17 protein-coding genes are annotated in these 21,020 nt (G+C 58.6%); 13 read left to right on the top strand and 4 right to left on the bottom strand.

What is annotated here, in order from left to right; translation table 11 throughout:
* Positions 1 to 4: 4 nt before the first annotated feature.
* A complete protein-coding gene (locus ACODTD_RS00420) occupies positions 5 to 1,180 on the bottom strand; it encodes a XylR family transcriptional regulator (RefSeq protein WP_489104285.1) in 1,176 nt (391 codons plus the stop codon).
* 188 nt (positions 1,181 to 1,368) lie between these two features.
* Here ACODTD_RS00420 and xylA point away from each other — a divergent pair, with 188 nt between their 5' ends.
* From xylA to ACODTD_RS00395, 5 genes are all read left to right on the top strand, one after another.
* Positions 1,369 to 2,685, top strand: a complete 1,317-nt coding sequence (gene xylA, locus ACODTD_RS00415) for a xylose isomerase (protein ID WP_489104284.1) — start codon at positions 1,369 to 1,371, stop codon at positions 2,683 to 2,685.
* A gap of 142 nt (positions 2,686 to 2,827) precedes the next feature.
* A complete protein-coding gene (xylF, locus tag ACODTD_RS00410; protein ID WP_011333728.1) occupies positions 2,828 to 3,829 on the top strand; it encodes a D-xylose ABC transporter substrate-binding protein in 1,002 nt (333 codons plus the stop codon).
* A 78-nt stretch (positions 3,830 to 3,907) separates the two neighbouring features.
* Positions 3,908 to 5,464: a D-xylose ABC transporter ATP-binding protein gene (xylG, locus tag ACODTD_RS00405; protein ID WP_011333727.1), complete on the top strand. Its 1,557-nt coding sequence runs from the start codon at positions 3,908 to 3,910 to the stop codon at positions 5,462 to 5,464.
* Positions 5,465 to 6,601 (top strand): sugar ABC transporter permease, encoded by a 1,137-nt coding sequence (locus ACODTD_RS00400; RefSeq protein WP_011333726.1) that lies wholly within the window; start codon positions 5,465 to 5,467, stop codon positions 6,599 to 6,601.
* A gap of 109 nt (positions 6,602 to 6,710) precedes the next feature.
* Positions 6,711 to 7,700 (top strand): zinc-dependent alcohol dehydrogenase family protein, encoded by a 990-nt coding sequence (locus ACODTD_RS00395; protein WP_489104283.1) that lies wholly within the window; start codon positions 6,711 to 6,713, stop codon positions 7,698 to 7,700.
* Between the two features lie 88 nt (positions 7,701 to 7,788).
* On the opposite strand, the gene ycaC is transcribed toward ACODTD_RS00395, so the two are convergent.
* Positions 7,789 to 8,421: an isochorismate family cysteine hydrolase YcaC gene (gene ycaC / locus ACODTD_RS00390; RefSeq protein WP_007958138.1), complete on the bottom strand. Its 633-nt coding sequence runs from the start codon at positions 8,419 to 8,421 to the stop codon at positions 7,789 to 7,791.
* Between the two features lie 220 nt (positions 8,422 to 8,641).
* On the opposite strand from ycaC, the gene ACODTD_RS00385 reads away from it, so the two are divergent.
* From ACODTD_RS00385 to ACODTD_RS00370, 4 genes are all read left to right on the top strand, one after another.
* On the top strand, positions 8,642 to 10,243 hold the full coding sequence (locus ACODTD_RS00385) for a sensor domain-containing diguanylate cyclase (protein WP_221614926.1): 1,602 nt from the start codon (positions 8,642 to 8,644) through the stop codon (positions 10,241 to 10,243).
* Positions 10,244 to 10,348: 105 nt separating this feature from the next.
* A complete protein-coding gene (gene msrA / locus ACODTD_RS00380; protein ID WP_221399463.1) occupies positions 10,349 to 10,855 on the top strand; it encodes a peptide-methionine (S)-S-oxide reductase MsrA in 507 nt (168 codons plus the stop codon).
* A 158-nt stretch (positions 10,856 to 11,013) separates the two neighbouring features.
* On the top strand, positions 11,014 to 12,525 hold the full coding sequence (locus tag ACODTD_RS00375) for a GGDEF domain-containing protein (RefSeq protein ID WP_489104282.1): 1,512 nt from the start codon (positions 11,014 to 11,016) through the stop codon (positions 12,523 to 12,525).
* 75 nt (positions 12,526 to 12,600) lie between these two features.
* A complete protein-coding gene (locus tag ACODTD_RS00370) occupies positions 12,601 to 13,227 on the top strand; it encodes an eCIS core domain-containing protein (protein WP_489104281.1) in 627 nt (208 codons plus the stop codon).
* A 59-nt stretch (positions 13,228 to 13,286) separates the two neighbouring features.
* Here ACODTD_RS00370 and gabP read toward each other — a convergent pair whose 3' ends face one another.
* Entirely contained in the window at positions 13,287 to 14,693 is a 1,407-nt protein-coding gene (gene gabP / locus ACODTD_RS00365) for a GABA permease (protein ID WP_489104280.1), read from the bottom strand.
* Positions 14,694 to 14,995: 302 nt separating this feature from the next.
* Between gabP and ACODTD_RS00360 the strand changes: the two genes are divergently transcribed.
* The 3 genes from ACODTD_RS00360 to ACODTD_RS00350 all read left to right on the top strand — a co-directional run bounded on the left by ACODTD_RS00360 (position 14,996) and on the right by ACODTD_RS00350 (position 17,876).
* On the top strand, positions 14,996 to 15,559 hold the full coding sequence (locus tag ACODTD_RS00360) for a P-loop NTPase family protein (protein WP_221614929.1): 564 nt from the start codon (positions 14,996 to 14,998) through the stop codon (positions 15,557 to 15,559).
* Between the two features lie 175 nt (positions 15,560 to 15,734).
* Positions 15,735 to 16,934, top strand: a complete 1,200-nt coding sequence (locus ACODTD_RS00355) for a PIN-like domain-containing protein (protein ID WP_221614930.1) — start codon at positions 15,735 to 15,737, stop codon at positions 16,932 to 16,934.
* A 240-nt stretch (positions 16,935 to 17,174) separates the two neighbouring features.
* Positions 17,175 to 17,876: a hypothetical protein gene (locus ACODTD_RS00350; protein WP_285355165.1), complete on the top strand. Its 702-nt coding sequence runs from the start codon at positions 17,175 to 17,177 to the stop codon at positions 17,874 to 17,876.
* 802 nt (positions 17,877 to 18,678) lie between these two features.
* Here ACODTD_RS00350 and ACODTD_RS00345 read toward each other — a convergent pair.
* Positions 18,679 to 19,893: an aldose 1-epimerase family protein gene (locus ACODTD_RS00345; protein WP_221614932.1), complete on the bottom strand. Its 1,215-nt coding sequence runs from the start codon at positions 19,891 to 19,893 to the stop codon at positions 18,679 to 18,681.
* Between the two features lie 571 nt (positions 19,894 to 20,464).
* Here ACODTD_RS00345 and ACODTD_RS00340 point away from each other — a divergent pair.
* Positions 20,465 to 20,827, top strand: coding sequence for a DUF6124 family protein (locus ACODTD_RS00340; RefSeq protein WP_011333718.1), 363 nt, complete (start codon positions 20,465 to 20,467; stop codon positions 20,825 to 20,827).
* The last annotated feature ends 193 nt before the right edge of the window (positions 20,828 to 21,020 follow it).

Genomic DNA, 21,020 nt, shown 5'->3' with positions numbered 1-21,020 from the left:
CCGGCTATCGGGCGCCCTGCTGATATTCACGGGGCGTACACCCGAACTCCCGGCGAAACACCGTGTGCAGGTACTGTGCGGATTTGAAACCGCACGTGCGGGCAACGTCCGCAATCGCTGTGTCGGTTTTTTCCAGTCCGCGAGTGGCCGCCGCCAGTTTGAAACGCAGAATCTCGTCATGCACGCTGCAACCACGCACCGTACGAAAGTGCGACTCCAGCGAGGAACGCGACACGCCGACATAAGCCGCCACTTGCGCGGTCTTGATGCCCTGGCAGGCATATTGGCGGATGAACAGCAGCGCCTGCATCACGTAGGGGTTGCCCAAGGGTTGATGCAGGCTCGACACCTGCACGTTGATCGCTTCAGGCGGGATCAGGACATGCGCGCCCGTTGACGGTTTGCCGTGCAGCATCTGGTGCAGCAGTTGCGCGGCGGTGCGGCCCATGGTTTCAGTGCCCTGGATGACTGAGCTCAGGGGGACCCGGGTCAGGCTACGGGTCAGCGGGTCGTTGTCGATGCCGATCAACGCCACCTGTTCCGGAACGGCGATTCCGGCGGTCAGGCAGGCTTGCAGCAACTGCCGGGCGCGGGCGTCACTGACTGCGATGATGCCAATGGGCTTGGGCAGGCTTTGCAGCCAGGCGATCAACTGTTCGACGGCGCTGTCCCACAGCGGCGCGCTGGTGCCCATGCCGCGATAGACCTCGGCGTGCAAGCCGTCCCGTTGCATCAATCGCAGAAAAGCCTTTTCGCGTTCCTGGGCCCAGCGGTTGGCCTGCGCCTCAGGCAGGCTGAAACAGGCAAACCGTTGCAGCCCGGCCTCGATCAAGTGCTCGTAAGCCATGGTGATCAGCAAGTTATTGTCGGTCGCGACGTACGGGATCCCCTTGGGATAGGCCCGTTCATCCTGATAAGAACCACCCACCGCTACCACGGGCAACTTGATATCGGCCAGCGCCTCGCCAATCAGCGGATCGTCGAAGTCGGCGATGATCCCGTCACCTTGCCAACGCTCGATACCTTTCAAGCGGCAGAGAAAATCCTCTTCCAGAAACAGGTCCCAGGACGCGCGCGTGCTGCTCAGGTAGTTGCCGATGCCGCTGATGATGCCGCGGTCATAGATCTTGCTCCCGTTGAATAACAGGGCGATGCGGTGAACAGGCGGTACGGTTTTCATTGTTTTCAGGCTTGTTCCGGGCCTCTTGCCGTAGAGGCGGTGTGCACAGACTAGGCGCGCAGAGGGCGAATCTCAATACGCAAAATCGCACTGCGTGTTGGTGATTTTCGTAATCGGCAGGCACGGGGCCGTTGCTAGTATCGGGACACGCCCAAGAACAACAACCAAGAACAACAAGGACATTGCCAATGCCGTACTTCCCCGATGTCGACCGGATCCGCTACGAAGGTCCTGCCAGCGATTCGCCCCTCGCCTTCCGTCATTACGACGCCGACAAAATCATCCTCGGCAAGCCCATGCGCGAACATCTGCGCATGGCCGCCTGTTATTGGCACACCTTTGTCTGGCCTGGCTCCGACGTGTTCGGCTCCGGGACGTTCAAGCGCCCGTGGCAACACGCCGGTGACCCGATGGAGCTGGCCATCGGCAAGGCGCAGGCCGCGTTCGAGTTTTTCTCCAAGCTGGGTATCGACTACTACTGCTTTCACGACACGGATGTCGCCCCCGAAGGCCACTCGCTGAAGGAGTACCGCAACCACTTCGCCCAAATGGTCGATCACCTGGAACGCCATCAGGAAGAAAGCGGGATCAAGCTGCTGTGGGGCACCGCCAACTGCTTCAGCAATCCGCGCTTTGCCGCTGGCGCCGCCAGCAACCCGGATCCTGAAGTGTTCGCCTGCGCCGCGGCCCAGGTCTTCAGCGCCATGAACGCGACTCAACGCCTCAAGGGCGCCAACTATGTGTTGTGGGGCGGTCGCGAAGGCTATGAAACCCTGCTCAACACCGACTTGAAACGCGAGCGCGAACAACTGGGCCGCTTCATGCGCATGGTGGTCGAGCACAAGTACAAGATCGGTTTCAAAGGCGACCTGCTGATCGAACCCAAACCGCAGGAGCCGACCAAACACCAATACGATTACGACAGCGCCACCGTGTTCGGTTTTCTCCAGCAGTTCGGTCTGGAAAAGGAAATCAAGGTCAACATCGAAGCCAACCACGCGACCCTGGCCGGTCATAGTTTTCATCACGAGGTGGCGACGGCCGTCTCGCTGGGGATTTTCGGCAGCATCGACGCCAACCGGGGCGATCCGCAAAACGGCTGGGACACCGATCAATTCCCCAACAGCGTCGAGGAAATGACCCTGGTCACCTATGAAATCCTCAAGGCCGGCGGGTTCGGCAATGGCGGGTTCAACTTCGACTCCAAGGTGCGCCGCCAGAGCCTCGTCGAGGTCGATCTATTTCACGGTCACGTCGGCGCCATGGACGTCCTCGCCCTGTCGCTCGAGCGGGCCGCCGCCATGGTCCAGAACGACCAGCTGCAACGGCTCAAGGACCAACGCTATGCCGGCTGGCAGCAGCCCTTCGGCCAGTCGGTGCTGGCAGGCGACTTCAATCTCCAGTCCCTGGCCGAGCACGCCTTTGCCAACGAATTGAACCCACAGGCCGTCAGCGGTCGGCAGGAAATGCTCGAAAACGTCGTCAACCGGTTTATCTATCGCTGATCGCCAATGGGGACCGCGGGCGCTGTGACATTTGCGCGACAAATCTGTAGTCCGTTTCGCCTACTGATTCTCTACAGTTCCACCAGCCCGATATTCATCGTCAGGCCGTGTCTTTCAAACAAAAATAAAAGGACGCACCACCATGAAGAATGTAAAACGCACGCTGCTGGCCAGCGCCCTGGCGCTATTGTCGTTACCGGTTATGGCCGATGCTGCCCACCCGAAAATCGGCTTCTCCATCGATGACCTGCGACTGGAACGCTGGTCCCGAGACCGGGATTACTTCGTTGCGGCAGCGGAGAAAATGGACGCCAAGGTCTTCGTGCAGTCGGCCGATGCCAACGAGCAGAAGCAGATTTCGCAAATCGAAAACCTCATTTCCCGTGGCGTCGATGTCATCGTCATCGTGCCGTTCAACGCCACCGTGCTGACCAATGCGGTCGCCGAAGCGAAGAAAGCCGGCATCAAGGTCGTGTCCTATGACCGTCTGATCCTCAACGCCGATATCGACGCCTACATCTCCTTCGATAACGAAAAGGTCGGCGAGATGCAGGCCAGCGGCGTGCTGCACGCAGCGCCCAAGGGCAATTACTTCCTGCTGGGTGGCGCGCCCACCGACAACAACGCGAAAGTGTTGCGCGAAGGTCAGATGAAGGTGCTGCAACCGGCCATCGACAAGGGCGATATCAAGATCGTCGGCCAGCAATGGGTGAAGGAATGGAACCCGACCGAAGCGCTGAGCATTGTGGAAAACGCCTTGACCCGCAACGACAACAAAATCGACGGCATCGTCGCCTCCAACGACGCCACGGCCGGTGGCGCCATTCAGGCCCTGGCCGCTCAGCAACTGGCCGGCAAGGTGCCGATCTCCGGACAGGACGCGGACCTGGCAGCGGTCAAGCGGGTGATCTCCGGCACTCAGACCATGACGGTGTACAAGCCGCTGAAACTGATTGCCTCCGAAGCCGCCAAACTCTCGGTGCAACTGGCGCGCAACGAGAAACCCGCCTACAGCTCGCAATACGACAACGGCAGCAAAAAAGTCGACACCATCCTGCTCACCCCGACCCCGCTGACCAAGGACAACATCGACCTGCTGGAACAGGACGGCTTCTATACCAAGGCGCAGATCGCCGGAAAGTGACACTCGTTGAGTGATGTCCCCGCAGGCGTTCTGCGCCTGCGGGATCAGTCCTGTATCTGCCGCTTATGAGTCTCTGCCATGTCCGACTACCTGCTGCAAATGAACGGCATCGTCAAAACCTTCGGCGGTGTCAAAGCGCTCAACGGCATCGACCTCAAGGTCCGGCCGGGTGAGTGCGTCGGGCTGTGCGGCGAGAATGGCGCCGGCAAGTCCACGCTGATGAAAATCCTGTCTGCGGTCTATCCCCATGGCACCTGGGACGGTGAAATCCTCTGGGACGGTCAGCCGCTCAAAGCGCAATCGATCAGCGAAACGGAAGCCGCTGGTATCGTCATCATTCACCAGGAACTGACGCTGGTTCCCGACCTCTCGGTGGCCGAAAACATTTTCATGGGCCATGAGCTGACGCTGCCGGGTGGGCGGATGAATTACCCGGCGATGATCCACCGCGCCGAAGCTCTGATGCGTGAACTGAAAGTGCCGGACATGAACGTTTCGCTGCCGGTTTCGCAGTACGGTGGCGGTTATCAGCAACTGGTGGAAATCGCCAAGGCGCTGAACAAACAGGCGCGCCTGCTGATCCTCGATGAACCTTCGTCGGCCCTGACCCGTTCGGAAATCGAGGTGCTGCTGGACATCATCCGCGACCTCAAGGCCAAGGGCGTCGCCTGCGTTTACATCTCGCACAAGCTCGATGAAGTGGCCGCCGTGTGTGACACCATTTCGGTGATCCGCGACGGTCAACACATCGCCACGACCGCCATGGAAAACATGGATATTCCACAGATCATCACCCAGATGGTCGGCCGGGAAATGAGCAGCCTCTACCCCACCGAACCCCACGACATCGGCGAGGTGATTTTCGAGGCGCGCCACATCACCTGCTACGACGTCGACAACCCCAAACGCAAACGGGTCGACGACGTTTCGTTCAGCCTCAGACGCGGGGAAATCCTCGGCATCGCCGGGCTGGTCGGTGCAGGCCGCACCGAACTGGTGACCGCGCTGTTCGGCGCCTACCCCGGTCGCCACGAAGGCGAAGTCTGGCTGGACGGCCACCCCATCGACACCCGCACGCCGCTCAAATCAATCCGCGCCGGCGTGTGCCTGGTGCCCGAGGACCGCAAGCGTCAGGGGATCATTCCCGACCTGGGTGTCGGCCAGAACATCACCCTGGCCGTGCTGGACAGTTTCTCGAAACTGACCCGCATCGACGCCGAAGCCGAACTGGGCAGCATCGATCGGGAAATTTCGCGCCTGCACCTCAAGACCGCGAGCCCGTTCCTGCCGATCACCAGCCTGTCCGGAGGCAATCAACAAAAAGCCGTGTTGGCGAAGATGCTGCTGACCAGACCCAGAGTACTGATCCTTGACGAGCCGACCCGAGGGGTGGATGTCGGCGCCAAGTACGAGATTTACAAGTTGATGGGGATGCTGGCCGCTGAGGGTGTGTCGATCATCATGGTGTCTTCGGAGCTGGCCGAAGTGCTCGGCGTTTCTGACCGCGTACTGGTGATCGGCGAAGGCCGGTTGCAGGGCGATTTCGTCAACCATGAACTCACTCAGGAACAGGTACTCGCCGCCGCACTCAGCCAGCCTGACAGCCATAACAATAAAGATCGGAAATCCGCGTAAATGAATCAGGTCAAACAACTCTTCACCCGCTACAAGATGCTCGCACTGGTGTTTGCCGTGGCGTTGATCTGGCTGTTCTTCAGCTGGCAGACCGAGGGCGGATTCCTGACACCACGCAACCTCTCCAACCTGCTGCGCCAGATGTCCATCACCGGGATCCTCGCCTGCGGCATGGTGCTGGTCATCATCAGCGGCGAGATCGATCTGTCCGTCGGCTCATTGCTGGGCCTGCTCGGTGGCGTGGCAGCCATTCTCGACGTTGTCTATCACATACCACTGCTGGCGAACCTGAGCCTTGTGGTGGTGTGCGGACTGCTGATCGGCCTCGCCAACGGCTACATGGCGGCCTACCTGCGCATTCCGTCGTTCATCGTGGGGCTGGGAGGCATGCTGGCTTTTCGGGGGATTTTGCTGGGGATCACCGGCGGCACGACCATTGCGCCGGTGTCGCCGGAACTCGTCTACATTGGCCAGGGTTATCTGCCCCATACGGTCGGCGCGGGTCTGGGTGTCCTGCTGTTCGCACTGACGTTGTTCCTGACCTGGAAACAACGGCGCAATCGCGCCCTTCACGGCCTCGCGGCACATTCACTGGCGCGTGACGTGGCACGCGTGTTGCTGATCGGCGCGGTGCTGGCCGGGTTTGTCCAGACCCTCAACAGCTATGACGGCATTCCCGTGCCGGTCCTGCTCCTGCTGATCCTGCTGGGCGGATTCAGCTATGTGACCAGCCAGACCGTGTTCGGCCGACGCGTCTATTCCGTGGGCAGCAACATGGAAGCGACGCGCCTGTCCGGTATCAATGTGCAGGCCGTGAAGCTCTGGATCTTCGGGATCATGGGCGTGATGTGCGCCCTCGCCGGCGTGGTCAACACCGCGCGCCTGGCCGCCGGCTCCCCCTCGGCCGGCAGCATGGGCGAACTCGACGCCATCGCCGCCTGCTTCATCGGTGGCACCTCGATGCGTGGCGGTTCCGGCACAGTCTATGGCGCCCTCCTCGGCGCCCTGGTCATCACCAGCCTGGACAACGGCATGTCCATGCTCGACGTCGACAGCTACTGGCAGATGATCGTCAAGGGCAGCATTCTTGTGTTGGCGGTTTGGGTTGATGTGAGTACGCGGACTGGGCGGCGTTGACAGGCTGCTGTCATCCCAGGCCTTTATCCGAAGCAGTCCAAAGCCTAAATTGGCGTCCATGGCACTGGATCACGCCAGTGTAATTTCATCGATAACCGAGGAAGTAAAGATGGCACGCATTGTCAGGATTCATGAATACGGTGACGCGAGCGTCCTGAAACTGGAAAACGTCGACGTCCCGGCACCTGCGGCGGACGAAGTGCAGATCGAGGTCAAAGCCTTTGGCCTGAATCGCGCCGAAGTGATGTTCCGCAACCACGCTTATCTGCAGGAAGCGGAGTTTCCCAGTCGACTCGGCTACGAGGCTGCCGGAGTGGTGGTGGCGGTTGGCGCCAACGTCAGTGAATTCAACATCGGTGATGCCGTCAGCCTGATTCCGCCGCTGGACATCGCGCGCTGGGGCACTTACGGCGAGCTGGCCAACGTGCCCGCCCACCTCACCGTCAAACACCCGCAGAACCTGTCGTTTGAACAAGCGGCAGCATCCTGGATGCAATACGTCACCGCGTGGGGTGCGCTGGTCGAACAGGCCAAATTGCACAAAGACGATTTCGTGATCGTCACCGCTGCCTCCAGCAGCGTCGGCCTGGCAGCCTTCCAGATCGCGAAAATGGTCGGCGCCACCTCGATTGCCGTCACCCGCACCCGTGCCAAGAAACAGGCCTTGCTCAACGCCGGCGCCGCACACGTGATCGTCAGCGACGAAGAAGACATGGTTGCAGCCGTCATGGCGCTGACCGACGGCAAAGGCGCGCGGGTGGTGTTCGATCCGGTGGGCGGCCCGTCGTTCGAACCGCTGACCCAAAGCATGGCGCGCGGCGGCATCCTGCTGGAGTACGGTGCCCTGAGCCCGGAACCGACGCCGTTCCCGCTGTTCACCGTGCTGGGCAAATGCCTGACCCTCAAGGGTTACCTCTATACGGAGATCGTCTCCGACCCGGCCATCCTGGCGCGCGCCAAGGCTTTCATCGGAGACGGACTGGCTTCGGGTGCGCTGAAACCGATCATTGCCAGGACATTTGCCCTGGATGACATTCAGGAAGCGCACCGTTTTCTTGAGGTCAATCAACAGGTCGGGAAGATTGTCGTCATGGTTTGAGGTGATGAGTCCCCTGCTCTGCTGTTTGCGGTAGAAACGACGAAAGCCTGCTTTTTTCAAAGCAGGCTTTCGTCCATCCGGCATCCGGTTATTTCTGATGCGCCGTCAGTGCGGCATAGCCGTTCATCAAGTTGCGGTAGTTCGGAATGCGCTGGGACAGCAGGTTGCCCAGGCCTTCGATGTCGTTGCGCCAGTCGCGGTGCAGTTCGCAGGCTACCGAGAACCAGTTCATCATCTGTGCGCCGGCCTGGGTCATGCGATTCCACGCGGCTTGCTGCACGGTGGTGTTGAAGGTGCCGGAAGCGTCGGTCACCACGAACACGTCAAACCCTTCCGCCAGCGCCGACAGGGTCGGAAACGCTACACACACATCGGTCACGACGCCGGCAATGATGATCTGCTTGCGGCCGGTGGCCTTGATCGCCTTGACGAAGTCTTCGTTGTCCCAGGCGTTGATCTGGCCTGGGCGAGCGATGTAAGGCGCGTCCGGGAACATTTCCTTGAGTTCCGGCACCAGCGGGCCGTTCGGGCCTTGTTCGAAGCTAGTGGTGAGGATGGTCGGCAATTCGAAGAATTTGGCCAGATCGGCCAGCGCCAGCACGTTATTCTTGAACTCGTTTGGCGAGAAGTCCTGAACCAGAGAAATCAGACCGGTCTGGTGGTCGACCAGCAGAACCACGGCGTCGTCTTTGTTCAGGCGGTTGTAGGTTGGAGTGCTCATGTGTGAATCCCTTTTTAGTTGTGGAAGTGCGTTTGCGTTCAAGATGGGCACAGATTACTGACTCGCCTGAAAGCGATAAATCGTCTGAAAAGCGTTTCACCGTCAACCCAAAACGGACAATCAACTCAAACTGCCAGCCAGTTCACACAGCCGGCCCGACCCTCGCGCCTATCCTTGTCATAATGCTCACCCGCTCAGACCGACCTCCAGGGAAATGTTAATGCCCGGACGCAACACGCAAGCGCCCACGCCAGATCAAGCACCGCGCGCGCCCCGCAAGGGCGTGAAGGCCGGCTCGACCTTTCGCCTGACCGTCAGTTTCATGCTGATGGTGGTCGTGGCTTTTCTGGCGGTCGAGAGCTGGCGGACGTGGCGCGACTATCGTTCGGTCTTTGCCTCCGCGCGTGATTCGGTGACCAACCTTGCTCGCGCCACGGCGCAGCATGCCGAGGACACCATTCGCCAGGTCGATGTGCTGACCGCCGGGCTGGCCGAGCGTGTCGAAGGCGATGGGCTGCAGAACCTGGATGTGGCACGCATTCACAAGCTGCTCGTTCAGCAGTCGAAAATCATGCCGCAGCTGCACGGCCTGTTCATCTACGGCCCGGACGGCCATTGGATCGTGACCGACAAGGAGGTCACGCCCGAAACCGCCAACAACGCTGACCGCGATTATTTCCAGTACCACCGCACCCATGAAGACCGGCGCGTGCGCATCGGTCAGGTGGTGGAGAGCCGTTCCACCCATGACCTGATCATTCCGATCTCGCGCCGTTTGAATAACCCCGACGGCTCGTTCGCCGGCGTTCTGCTGGGGACGGTCAAGGTCAGTTATTTCGTCGATTACTACGGTGATTTCCGTATCGACGACAAAGGCGCGCTGGTGCTGGCGATGCGCGACGGCACGATCCTCGTGCGCCGGCCGTTCATTGCCTCGGTGGTCGGAAAAAGCCTGGCGAACAGCGAGATTTTCAAGACCTACCTGCCCAGCTCCAACCAGGGCATCGCCCAGATCAGGGCGGTGGTCGACGACACTGAGCGCCTTTACGGGTATCGCGCACTGACCACTTACCCGCTGGTGGTCGAGGCCGGTTTGTCCCATGACTCCATCATCGCGCCGTGGCGCCAGGACCTGCTGAAAAACGGCTTCGTGCTGGTGTTCATGATTCTGGTGCTGGCCTGTTTCGGGCTCATCGTGCTGAGCCAGTTGCGCCAGCGAATCGCGATGGAACGGGAGATCCGTTCCGCGCACAAAAGGATGCGCGACATGGCGCTGACCGACAGCCTCACCGGTCTGGGCAACCGTCGACGCCTGGACGCAGCGCTGACGGACGAGATTCGCCTGGCCCGGCGTCAGGGTTCTCCGCTGTCATTGATCATGCTCGATGTCGACTACTTCAAGCGCTACAACGACCAGTACGGCCATGCCGCTGGCGACGACTGCCTGATCGCGGTCGGCGACGGCATCCGCAAAGCGGTCAAGCGGCCTTCGGACCTGGCCGTGCGCTACGGCGGCGAGGAATTCACCGTGCTCCTGCCCAACACCGACAGCGCCGGGGCGATTCAGGTGGCCGAAGACATTCTGCAGACCATTCGCTCGCTGGAGCTTGAACATGCCGGGCATCCGCTGGGGTATGTCACTGCGAGTGCGGGGATTACCACGCGCTATCCGGTGGACGATGCGGTGACCCCGGCTACTTTGCTCAAGTCAGCCGATACCTGTCTGTATCAGGCCAAGCAGCAAGGGCGGAATCGCTGGTGCTCGGCGCAGGCATCCCGGCAAATCCAGCCGATTGCGGCGATGCCGCGCACGGATCGCTGAGCGAGCCCGCGCTTCACGATTTATTTACCGGCTCAACCTTGGAATCAGCCCACACTCCCTCATATCAAGGAACATCTGCGACCCATTCGAGAGGAAGGACATGCCATGACCACTCAAACCGAAACTGCGATTCTCGCCGGCGGCTGCTTCTGGGGCATGCAGGATCTGTTGCGCCGCTACCCCGGCGTGCTGCAGACGCGGGTCGGTTATTCCGGCGGTGACGTGCCGAACGCCACTTACCGTAACCATGGCAATCACGCCGAGGCCATCGAAATCGTCTTCGACCCTGCTGTGATCAGCTATCGGCAGATCCTTGAGTTTTTCTTTCAGATCCACGACCCGAGCACACCCAACCGTCAGGGCAACGACCTCGGTCCGAGCTATCGTTCGGCGATCTATTACCTGAACGAGCAGCAACGCGATATCGCTGAAGACACTGCGGCTGATGTCGATGCATCGGGCCTGTGGCCAGGCCGGGTGGTTACCGAAATCGAACCGGCAGGGCCGTTCTGGGAAGCGGAGCCGGAGCATCAGGATTACCTCGAGCGCATTCCGAATGGCTACACCTGCCACTTCATTCGCCCGAACTGGAAGCTGCCGAAACGCGGTTGAAGGTCCAGCGGGGCTCGGTGCTGTAAGCCGTTCATCTATTGCTGCAGCGACACCTGACTGCTTGTATCCTTGCGCACGATGAGGACGAACGGCTGCCGTTATTGCCTTGATCCAATAGCCTCTGGAACGGAAAAACGGACTTTCCATAAGGTAGTGACGTGAAGCGAGATACACACCTGGTTGTGCTTTTGCTGTTGGTTATCGGCTGTTCCCTGGCCTCACTGACTGTCTGGAAGGTGCTGGCCTCTCGAGAGCGAGCGCTGGAGGAAGTGGACGTTCACGGGTTGAACCTGACCCAGGCGCTTGTCACCTATTCCGAAGGCATTGTCCGCCAAAGTTCGGCGCTTTTGCTCGGGCTCGTCGAACGCCTGGAAACCGAAGGCAGTGGCCCCGTTCAGATCCAGCGGATCAGATCGCTGATCGACCGGCAGGAACCGCTGATGCCACAGCTCAGCGGCATCACCATCTACGACAGTCAGGGACGCTGGCTGATGTCGTCCAACCGGCCGATTCCGGCCGGGGCAAATAGCAGTGATCGGACCTATTTCATTCATCACCGCGATGATCCCTCCCCCGAGACCTTTATCGGTCCGCCCATTCAGAGCCGCTCCAATCAGGAATGGGTCATCACCGTCAGTCGACGCTTCAATGATGCTCGCGGTGAGTTTGCCGGAGTGGTCGCGGTGACCTTGGGCATCGAAAACTTTCTGCGGCTGTTTGGAAAGATCGATGTCGGCCAGGAGGGTGCCATCGGGTTGTCTTATACCGATGGTACGTTGTTGGTTCGCTACCCCTTCCGCGAGCAGGACATGGGGCGCAATTTTTCAAAATCACCGATCTACGCCAAGTATCTGGTGGATCGCTCTGTCGGCACCGCCTCGTTCACCTCCAGCCTGGACGGTGTGGAAAGGCTCTACGCCTTTCGCAAAAGTGACCGGCTGCCGCTGATCACGACCGTCGCACTCGGGAAACGCGAAGCCCTCGCCGCGTGGCGAACGGAGGCGCTGCTATCGGCCGTGGTGGTGACGGGCCTGCTGGCGCTTACTGGTCTCATCGGTTGGTTTTTGATACTGGATATCCGACGCAGAACCCAAGTAGAAGCAGAGTTGATGGGCACTCAGCAGCAGTTGCTTTCGTCAAACAGGCAACTCGAGCTGTTGGCGATGAAGGACGCCCTGACCGGTCTGGCCAATCGACGCTGCTTCGATGTGACGCTGGACCTGGAGGCGCGACGAGCGCAGCGCGACGGCACGTCCTTGGCACTGCTGATGATTGATATCGACTACTTCAAACTGTTCAACGATTCCTACGGGCATGTTGCCGGCGACGATTGCCTGCAACGCGTTGGCAACGTCGTGGAGACGTGCGTGCGCCGTCCCTCGGATCTTGTGGCGCGGTATGGCGGTGAAGAGATGGGCGTCATCATGCCCAATACCGACAGCGAAGGTGCGCAGATCGTGGCGCAACTGATCCTCGACCGGTTGCAGCAAGCGAACATTTCCCACGAATCCAGCCCGTTGGGACGAGTGAGTGTCAGCATCGGGATTGCCACTGCCGCCGGTTCCCGACTCACCCCCGTGCAAGGTTTGATCGAAGCCGCCGATCAGGCGCTGTACAGTGCCAAGGCCTTGGGGCGAAACAGGTCGGTGAAACTGCCGGGCTTGATCTAGCCTTAAGTGAAACCACGCGGGAGAAAACCACCATGCCCCTCCCCGAGCCACTCGCGCTGACAACCCGTAGATGGAATGACTATGTATGGGGCAACGCAAAATGAAAGGGTCGTACACCGAGGGGCCTTTGGCGCGTCCTCCTTTTTGTCCTTGGTCCTTTGCTTGACGCTTGCAGCACCAGCCCAGGCTGACACCTGCCCTGCCGGCGAAAAACAAGTATGCCTCGACAGCTGCATTTGCCTGCCGGACCCGGAACGTCTGTCTGAAGACCTTTTCCGGATGGCGGCACCGGTCCTGGCGCAGGGCTTGACTCAGGCCCGCGCCGAAGCCGCCAGTACCGACATCAAACCGATTCCCCCGCACATCCGGGAGCAACTGCTGCGCTGGTATGAACCCGGCGTCCTCGATGCCGTGCACTACAAAGTCACCAACGACGGCCAATACAACGCCGCCACGGCCATCCTGCAAAATCCGGATGTCGGTGCAGTGACGCTGATCGACATCATTCTGTTCCGCGACGCTGAGACCGCGGAACACAACGTCACTCTCTGGTCGCACGAACTGAAGCATGTGCAGCAGTTTCAGGAATGGGGAGTCGAAGGGTTTGCGCAGCGGTATTCGCAGGATTTCAATGCGGTCGAGGCTCCGGCGTATGCGATACAGAGCGAGGTCAGACGTTGGCTGCGAGCCGAAGCCCGATGATCGGACATCCCCTGCGTCCATGCCGGGGCCAACCCCACCGTTCAAGCACCAGAAAAACCCTAGGCCTCGCCCGCCGAAACCGCCGCCCTCGCCTGCCCATGTTGCCGCGTGGTCACCAGCCCGATAAACGAAATCGCCAGCGCCAGCCCAATGGTCGACGTCACTTCCAGACGATGCTCGGGCGTCACCATCATCACCGCCAGCGCAGCGCAGATGAACGCGATCACCAGCCACGTCAGCCATGGAAACAGCCACATGCGAAACGTCAGCTCGACGTTTTGCCGACGCAACATCCGGCGCATGCGCAATTGCGAAACCGCGATCACCAGATACACCAGCAACGCAATCGCGCCGGAACTGGCGAGCAAAAACTGGAACAGCCCCGCCGGCATGAAATAGCTGAACAGCGTCACCCCGGCGCCGATCACGGTGCTGGCAATCACCGCTGCCCTCGGCACGCCCGCTGCAGAGGTAACCTTTAACGGTTGCGGAGCATCGCCGCGACGACCCAGCGAGAACAGCATCCGCGAGGAAATGTAGATCGAGGAATTCATGCAACCGGCCACCGCGATCAGCACGACCACATCGACCAGAAATTTGGCATTGGGAACGTTCATCAGCTCCAGCGCGCGCTGGTAAGAGCCGACGGACGCCAGCAGCGGATCGTTCCAGGGCACCACGGAAATCACCACGAAAATCGACAGCAGATAAAACACGCCGATGCGCCAGATCACCGAACGCGTGGCCTTGGCGATGTTCTGCGCCGGGTTGCTCGATTCGGCGGCCGCGATGGTCACCGCTTCCGTCCCGATAAAACTGAACATGATGGTGATGAAAGCCCCGACCACAGCCGACAAACCATTCGGGGCGAACCCGCCGTGCTCTTCCATCAAGCGGCTCAAACCGCTGGCCTCACGCTCCGGAATCCAGCCCATCAACACCGCAAAACCCAGCCCGATGAACCCGATGATGGCCACCACTTTGGCCATCGCAAACCAGAACTCGAACTCGCCGTACTTGGACACGCTGAACAGGTTGGTCACCACCAGCAAAATGATCGACAGCAACGCGAACAACCACGCATCGACCTGGGGAAACCACTGATTCAAGACATGCCCGGCGGCCAGCGCTTCGATCGGAATGACCAGCACCCAGAACCACCAATACAACCAACCAATGGTGAACCCCGCCCAGCGTCCGATGGCCTGATCGGCATAGGTGGAAAACGATCCCGTGTCCGGATGTGCCACGGCCATTTCACCGAGCATGCGCATGACCAGCACGACCAGCAGGCCGGAAAACAGATAAGCGAGCAAGACGGCCGGGCCGGCGGCGGCAATGGCGTGGCCGGAGCCGACAAACAGCCCCGCGCCGATGATGCCGGCAATGGAAAGCATGGTGACATGACGCGGCTTGAAGCCCTGCGCCAACTGACCGTTCGAGTCCTTCGAGTTCAAGCTATTCATTGTTTTTGTTGTTCTCTGGTGATCGACGTTTGGGCGTACTGACGACTTGTCAGGCGATCATCATTTCTTCCTGTTGCCCTGCTCCAGAGCGGCGCACCTCAAGCGCTGCAGCGTTACAACGCGGTCGGACAACGACGCAGGGCGATGAAATGATGCGTCACCTTACGTGCCCGGCGTTGATCGCAAATAGCCTGGGAGCGGCATGGGGGCGTCTGATTTCGACATGGTGAATGGCGTTCGGACTTCTGTCAGAGAGCCGATTCCTGCACAATCGCCGGCTTTTTTCGCGACAGGAAGTCCCCATGCAACGGATCGTCATTCTGGGCAATGCCGGCAGCGGCAAATCCACCCTCGCCCGCGCCCTCGGCGAACGCTTCGGACTGCCGGTGATCCATCTCGACAAGCTGTTCTGGGAACCCGGCTGGGTCGAGCCCGACGCCGAGCAGTTTCGCGCCCGCGTACGCCAGGCCGTCGCGGCGGACACCTGGGTCTGTGAAGGCAACTACGCCCGACGAACCTTCGACCTGCGCCTGCCTCGCACCGACCTGATCATATGGCTCGATACTCCACGCCTGACCTGCCTCGTCCGCGTGATCAAACGCAGCGTGATGAACCGCCCTCGCCCGGATCTTGCTGCGGGTTGTCGAGAAAAAATCGATCGGGCGTTTTTGACCTTTCTGAAATTTGTGTGGAGTTTCGACCGGGGCTACCGGCCGGGGATCGACGGAGTGCGCCAGGCCATTGGGCCGGAGATTCCGGTGGTGCATTTGCGTGGGGCGCGGGAGATTGCGGATTTTGTCGAACGGCGAACCCTTCCGAAACTGGTCCGGTTTCCCCCTACAAATCCCCGATTACCGAACCCTTAACGAAGCGCGCTCGATTACTACCTCACACCACAACAACGGGTTATGGGCAGCCACCAGAGGGAGCGATGATGGGGCAGGCAGATGCTTATCTTCATTCGGCAATCGCAGCAAGCCATCGATTTCGAGATAATCCTTGGATTGCCTAACATCTACCTAAACTTCAGGAAGTACATTCATGCCATACCAGCCAGACGAACCGTTTGCTGTCGATGAGCCGGTTGTATCGCGCCTGCGTCCAAAGCAGGTGGTGGTTAGGCTGGCCGCCGAACGAAATCGCTTCCTGGGCGCCCTTTTGCACGGAGACTGTCCGATCTTTCTCGATACCAACGTCTTGTTATGGGGATTCGGCCTTAACGAGCAAGCCTCAGAAGTTTGGCAGAGGTGGCTGTGGCAGCTCCGAAGGAGATTGGTCATCCCTGCTTGGGTCGTCCATGAGTACAACCAACTGTCCGATAAAGCCGAGATTCTTTCGCCTTACAAGACCTTGAGCCGAAAGCTGCAGGTTGTGCTAGATGAGCTGAAGGCCAGCAGTGCTCGGGCGTTGGATGGCGCGGCCGCCGTCAGCGTTGGTTGTACCAGCAAAATTGATTTGGAACGCAGGTTGGCAGAGGCCACGAACTTCATCGTGAATGTGGCCAAGAGCGTTTCTCGAAACGACAGCGGCCATCGCATGGAGCTCTTGAAGTTTTACGAGAATTTGCTTTTAGAGCACGCTCTGTCTTCAGACGTGCATGAGTTATACCGGCAGGCACGAGTGGAGTTTGATGCTCGCTCGGCCGCGCGGTTGTCGCCCGGTGGAGAAGATGCACGCAAGCCGCAGAACAGCTGCGGAGATTTCATCATCTGGAAGGAACTCCTTCAACATTGTGCAGAGATCGGAGCTGGTCAGGCACTCTTCATCAGCAATGATGTGAAAGAGGATTGGTGCTACAAACCAGCCCGGATTGTCCTGGACAACGGCAAAGAGATTGCGTGGTCTAGCGAAGCGGCGGGAGATCTACGACTGCCGAATCCCGATTTGGTAGCGGAGTTCCAGCGGTATACCAAAGGTGAGGATATTGTCTTCGCAACGGTCCAGCAGGTTGTCGATGCACTCGGTTCCACTGACCACAATGTGATCGATGCGGCGACGTACACATACTTGGCTCAAGCAGCACAATCAACCCGAACACCTACGGATAGGGTGGTCGACTGGATTCAAAGTTCCGAGGCCCTCTACATGGAGGGGCTAAGAGGTGTTGCCTTTTGGGATCGCTCACCTGGTGAAGTGGATCAGGAGAAATTTCAAGAATGGTGCCGCGATCGCCTTAACGATTCGGACATTCCGTTTGATAAGGTGGATTGGAGTAATGTTTTCGTAGCGCTCTATCTGTAAGACAGGCGTTCTACACCAGCGCCGGCTGAGTGAATTGGGGCCTCGCTTGCTTGCCTGATACAATTGAGGCCGACTTGTATTCAATTCTTCCCAAGGGCAGCTTTAGAAAAAGGGGAATGACTTATTTCAAAAAAATAAATCATCCCCCTTTTTTGCATTTTCGAGATAGACCCGGGTTCCACCTCGATCCGGAAATTGAAAGGATCTTCTCAAAATTAGCCTGGTACCAAGGAGCGCGATTTGACCGCAATTGATGTGAAACTTCTTCCCGGATACTTCAAGAAGTACCACTGGGGTAAGCACCATGGTGTCTACGGCTACCCAGCCGACACTTTCCCATCGTTCGGCTGGATAAAGACGCTTGAGGAGCGCGGGGCTTGGCTTACCTCGGTGACACAGGTGAAGACGGCTCCGACGAATTTAATTCGTGAAATACTGGATTGGGGCGATGGCGCCGGGCCTCGAATGAAGTTCGAGGCGGGTTTGGGGAATGTTTGTCTGCTCGCGCAAGTGCAGTTGGTCGTCGGCAACATCGATAATCCCACAGTTGCGATTAAAAACGCCCTGCAGATACCTGGTTGCGGTCTCACGTACGCATCCAAATTTTTGAGATTTCTCCGACCAGAGATCCATGCAAGCTTAGATAGCCGGATTCGACGGGCGCTACTGAATGAAAGCCTGTTGAGCAAAATCACAGATGGTCACGATCCGTCTATGATAGATGGTTACGTTGAGTTCCTAGAGCTTCTTACAACCCTCTTAAGGGAGCTAGAGGAAACTAGTGTCCAACGACCCGACTGTGACCTACCCAGAGGTAAGTCCCCTACAGGCTGGCGAGTGGCTGACATCGAGATGGCCCTTTTTGCCTGGGCAGATCAGTTAAGCAAGAAGACCAGGTCTTTTTCGCCCAAAGCAAACAACACGTTCGAACTTGCTGGGTGATTGCACAGACGTGCCCATCCATTTGCATTCGACCTGACCAATCATTTACATCGGATTTGACCATCACACTGCGTGGCCATGAACGGCAGAGAACGGTCACAAGTACACATTTGCGCGGAAAAAAATCGTCCTTAGCTGTGCTGATGATGTTAAAAAAGACACTTTTTAGGGTAGGGCCAAACTATGGTGGGCGAGGTAGGGTTTTGTGATTGGCGTCCTTGGTCTGAACGGACAGAACTCGAAGGAAAGAATCTGCCGGGTGTGTACTTCATCGCGCGCAGTAAAAAGAAACCTGATAACTACCGGGTAAACAACGATTTCATCATCTACATTGGCGAGACAACAGGCCAGACACTGGCAGACCGGTTGCGTCAATTCAACACGTCAGCGTTCAGCGAACGCCCCGGACACTCTGGAGGCAATACTTTTAGATTGACACTTCTGGAAACCACGCCACTTGAGCATCTTTGGGTTTCAGCCTGTCCAGTCGACATGGGCCAGCCTTACACCACTGCCTACATTAAACACTTAGAGCGAAAGCTGCTCTGGGAGTATGTGTGCACGTGGGGAAGATATCCAGATTGCAATCGGACCTGACGAGCGAGCTGACTGTTCACGTGCTGACACCTCTCGTAGAAGTCGGGCCTGATCACAATGCTGATGTTGCTGACTTTCCGCTTCTGACCATTGGCGGCCCTATACGAAAATAACAAAAGGGAACCGATTAATTTCGGTAAACGGAATCAGGCCCGCACATTCGACCGAGGTGCTGCAATCTCGGCCGAGAACGCTCTAGCCGGTGTCACCCCTTGGTCAGATCAACCAACGGTGCCTCCCGCACCTCCGTCTCCCGCCCGCCCTGAATGTCGCTCACCTGCTTCAAGGCCTTGTCCACCGCCGCCTTATCCGCCAACAAGCTGTAGCTGATGCGGAAGTTTTTGTGTTCCTTCGGCCCGATGGTGGGCACCAGGTTCAGTGGGCGCTGATAACGGCGGTTGTAGGAAAAACTCGTCCCCGGCTCCAGCCCGGTGACATAGCCCTGGCCTTGGGTATCGGTGTTCTTCCAGAGGGAAAACACCGGCAATGTCTGCGTATTGAAGCCAACCGAAACACCCAGGCTGCCGGCCTTGTTATGCAACACGGTCAACGTATCGCCCTTGGCATCGGCATACGGCACCACGTTGTAAACCGTTTCGTCGTAGTCCTTGGTCGGTGCGCGGTAGGTTTGCCATTCAGCCAAATCGCCCTTGGCTTTGTCGTTGAACGGCGACACCTGTTTCACCGGCGCGGCGAAACGGGCGCCCTGCTCCAGGAACGGGGTGCTGAAGTTGCTGTGGTACAGCGCCTGATATTCCTTCGGATAGTCACCGTTGTTGGTCAGCGTGTCGTTAAGGGCGAACACTACGCTGCCGGGTTCGGTGACCAGTTCGGTGGCGACAGAAAAGTCGACTTTCTTGAACGCCTGCTCTTTCAGTTCACCGCGCAGGGTGATGGCGTACGGTGGCGTTTCATCGATGTGCAGGGTGACTTTGTTCGCAGGAATGTTGGCGGCCCGGCCGTGCAGGGTCAGCAGTTCGCCGTTGTCGACGCCGGGGTGGCCGACCCATTCGTATCCGCAGCGGGTCACCAGTTCATTGAAACCTTCCAGCCAGCCCAGACCACCGCGGCCATTGAGTTCGATGAAGGACGGATTGACCACCTCCTTGACCGGCGAATCCCAACCCATGCGCACATCGCCGACCGAGGCCTGCAAGACGTTCATTCCCCGCGTCGGCACCACTGAGAGTTTCATCGTGCCGTTATCGATGTCGACAATGCTGACGCCCTCCTGCCGACCGCCATGCAAGGTGCGCAGGCTGACGCTGAAGGGTTTGTCGGTTTTCACGCCGAGTTGCTGGCTGGTGATCTGCCAGTTCTGCGCGGCTTTGTCGGTGTCGAGCAGAACGTAATCCCAGGCCATTGCATGGGAAGCAGCGGACAGTGCGCTGAGGGCAACAACGAGTTTGAGCGGGGTCATGGGAGCAGCCTTTCTTGGAGTTGTGCCTTTTTTATAAACCTGCTGAAACGTTTCATCAAGCTTAAAAAGCGACGTGCGCTGGTAGGTGCCCAGAAAGAATGGGGACGGACAGGAAAAATGAAATCGATGTGGTCGCGTTATCCCGCAGACGGGAGTCCGCTTTTATTCAGGAGCGGCATGGACGTCTGATTTCGACATGGCGAGGGCGACGTGTTTAAGCGTTTTTTGAATGGTGTTTAGAAACGCCCGGCATTACTTCCCCACGGCTACAGCGTCTTGCGTCATTGCCTACGACTACGCCAGAATCCGCCGGCTTGTGCGTCTGGGGTGCGGGTTTTATCGTTTCCGGGTCACTGAAAAACAGTGATCGGGTTTGGTAGCCCGGATTACCTGTCGCATCGCAACACCAGATTGCAGGGACTCTTTCGTCCTCGTTTTATGGTGGCCATGCGTAGGGCGTCTTCGGACGCGCCGGGTATCCAGGTGACCGGTCTACCAACCTCCGTATGGCCACCACCCTCGTTTGGTAGCGAGGCTGATGGCTCCACTTTCTCACCCTGGAGTTACATCTATGTTCAAGCCAACACCGAACCCACCGGAAACCGATCCGGTTTCCCCCTACAAATTTCCGGATTCACGGACCCTGAACGAAGCGGCCGAACGCGCACTCGACCACTACCTCACTCCGCAACAACGGATCATGGGCAGCCATCACAAACACGACCCCATGTACCTGGCCAACCCGGCCTACAACACCGAATCCCTCCTGGCCAACGCCAGCGAATCACTGGGGTCGGCCAGCGAAATGCTCAACAACTTTGCGGCGACTCTTGAGCCTGCCCATCGCAAGACGGCGATCGGGATTGCGCAGTTGGTGATGTTAAGTGAGTTGGCGGTGAATCAGGCGCTGGATCATGTTGAGGTGAAGACCTGAAAGCCGACCCCTCTGTCATGACTGATTAGTAGAGGGTCGGAGAAAACGATGTCAGCCGAAGCTGCCAAAATTAATGGCAGCTATCGGCCATTAGCCGACCCGACGTGATTGTAACGTTGGAGCTGACGCTAGGACCTGAAGGAGATTGTAGCAGTAGGCCAAAAACGCCCCCATGAATCGACTAAGCTGAGCG

It is taken from the genome of Pseudomonas sp. FG35 (genome assembly GCF_057809295.1).
Note: the sequence above shows the minus strand (reverse complement) of the source record. Positions and strands in the feature narration are given on the sequence as shown.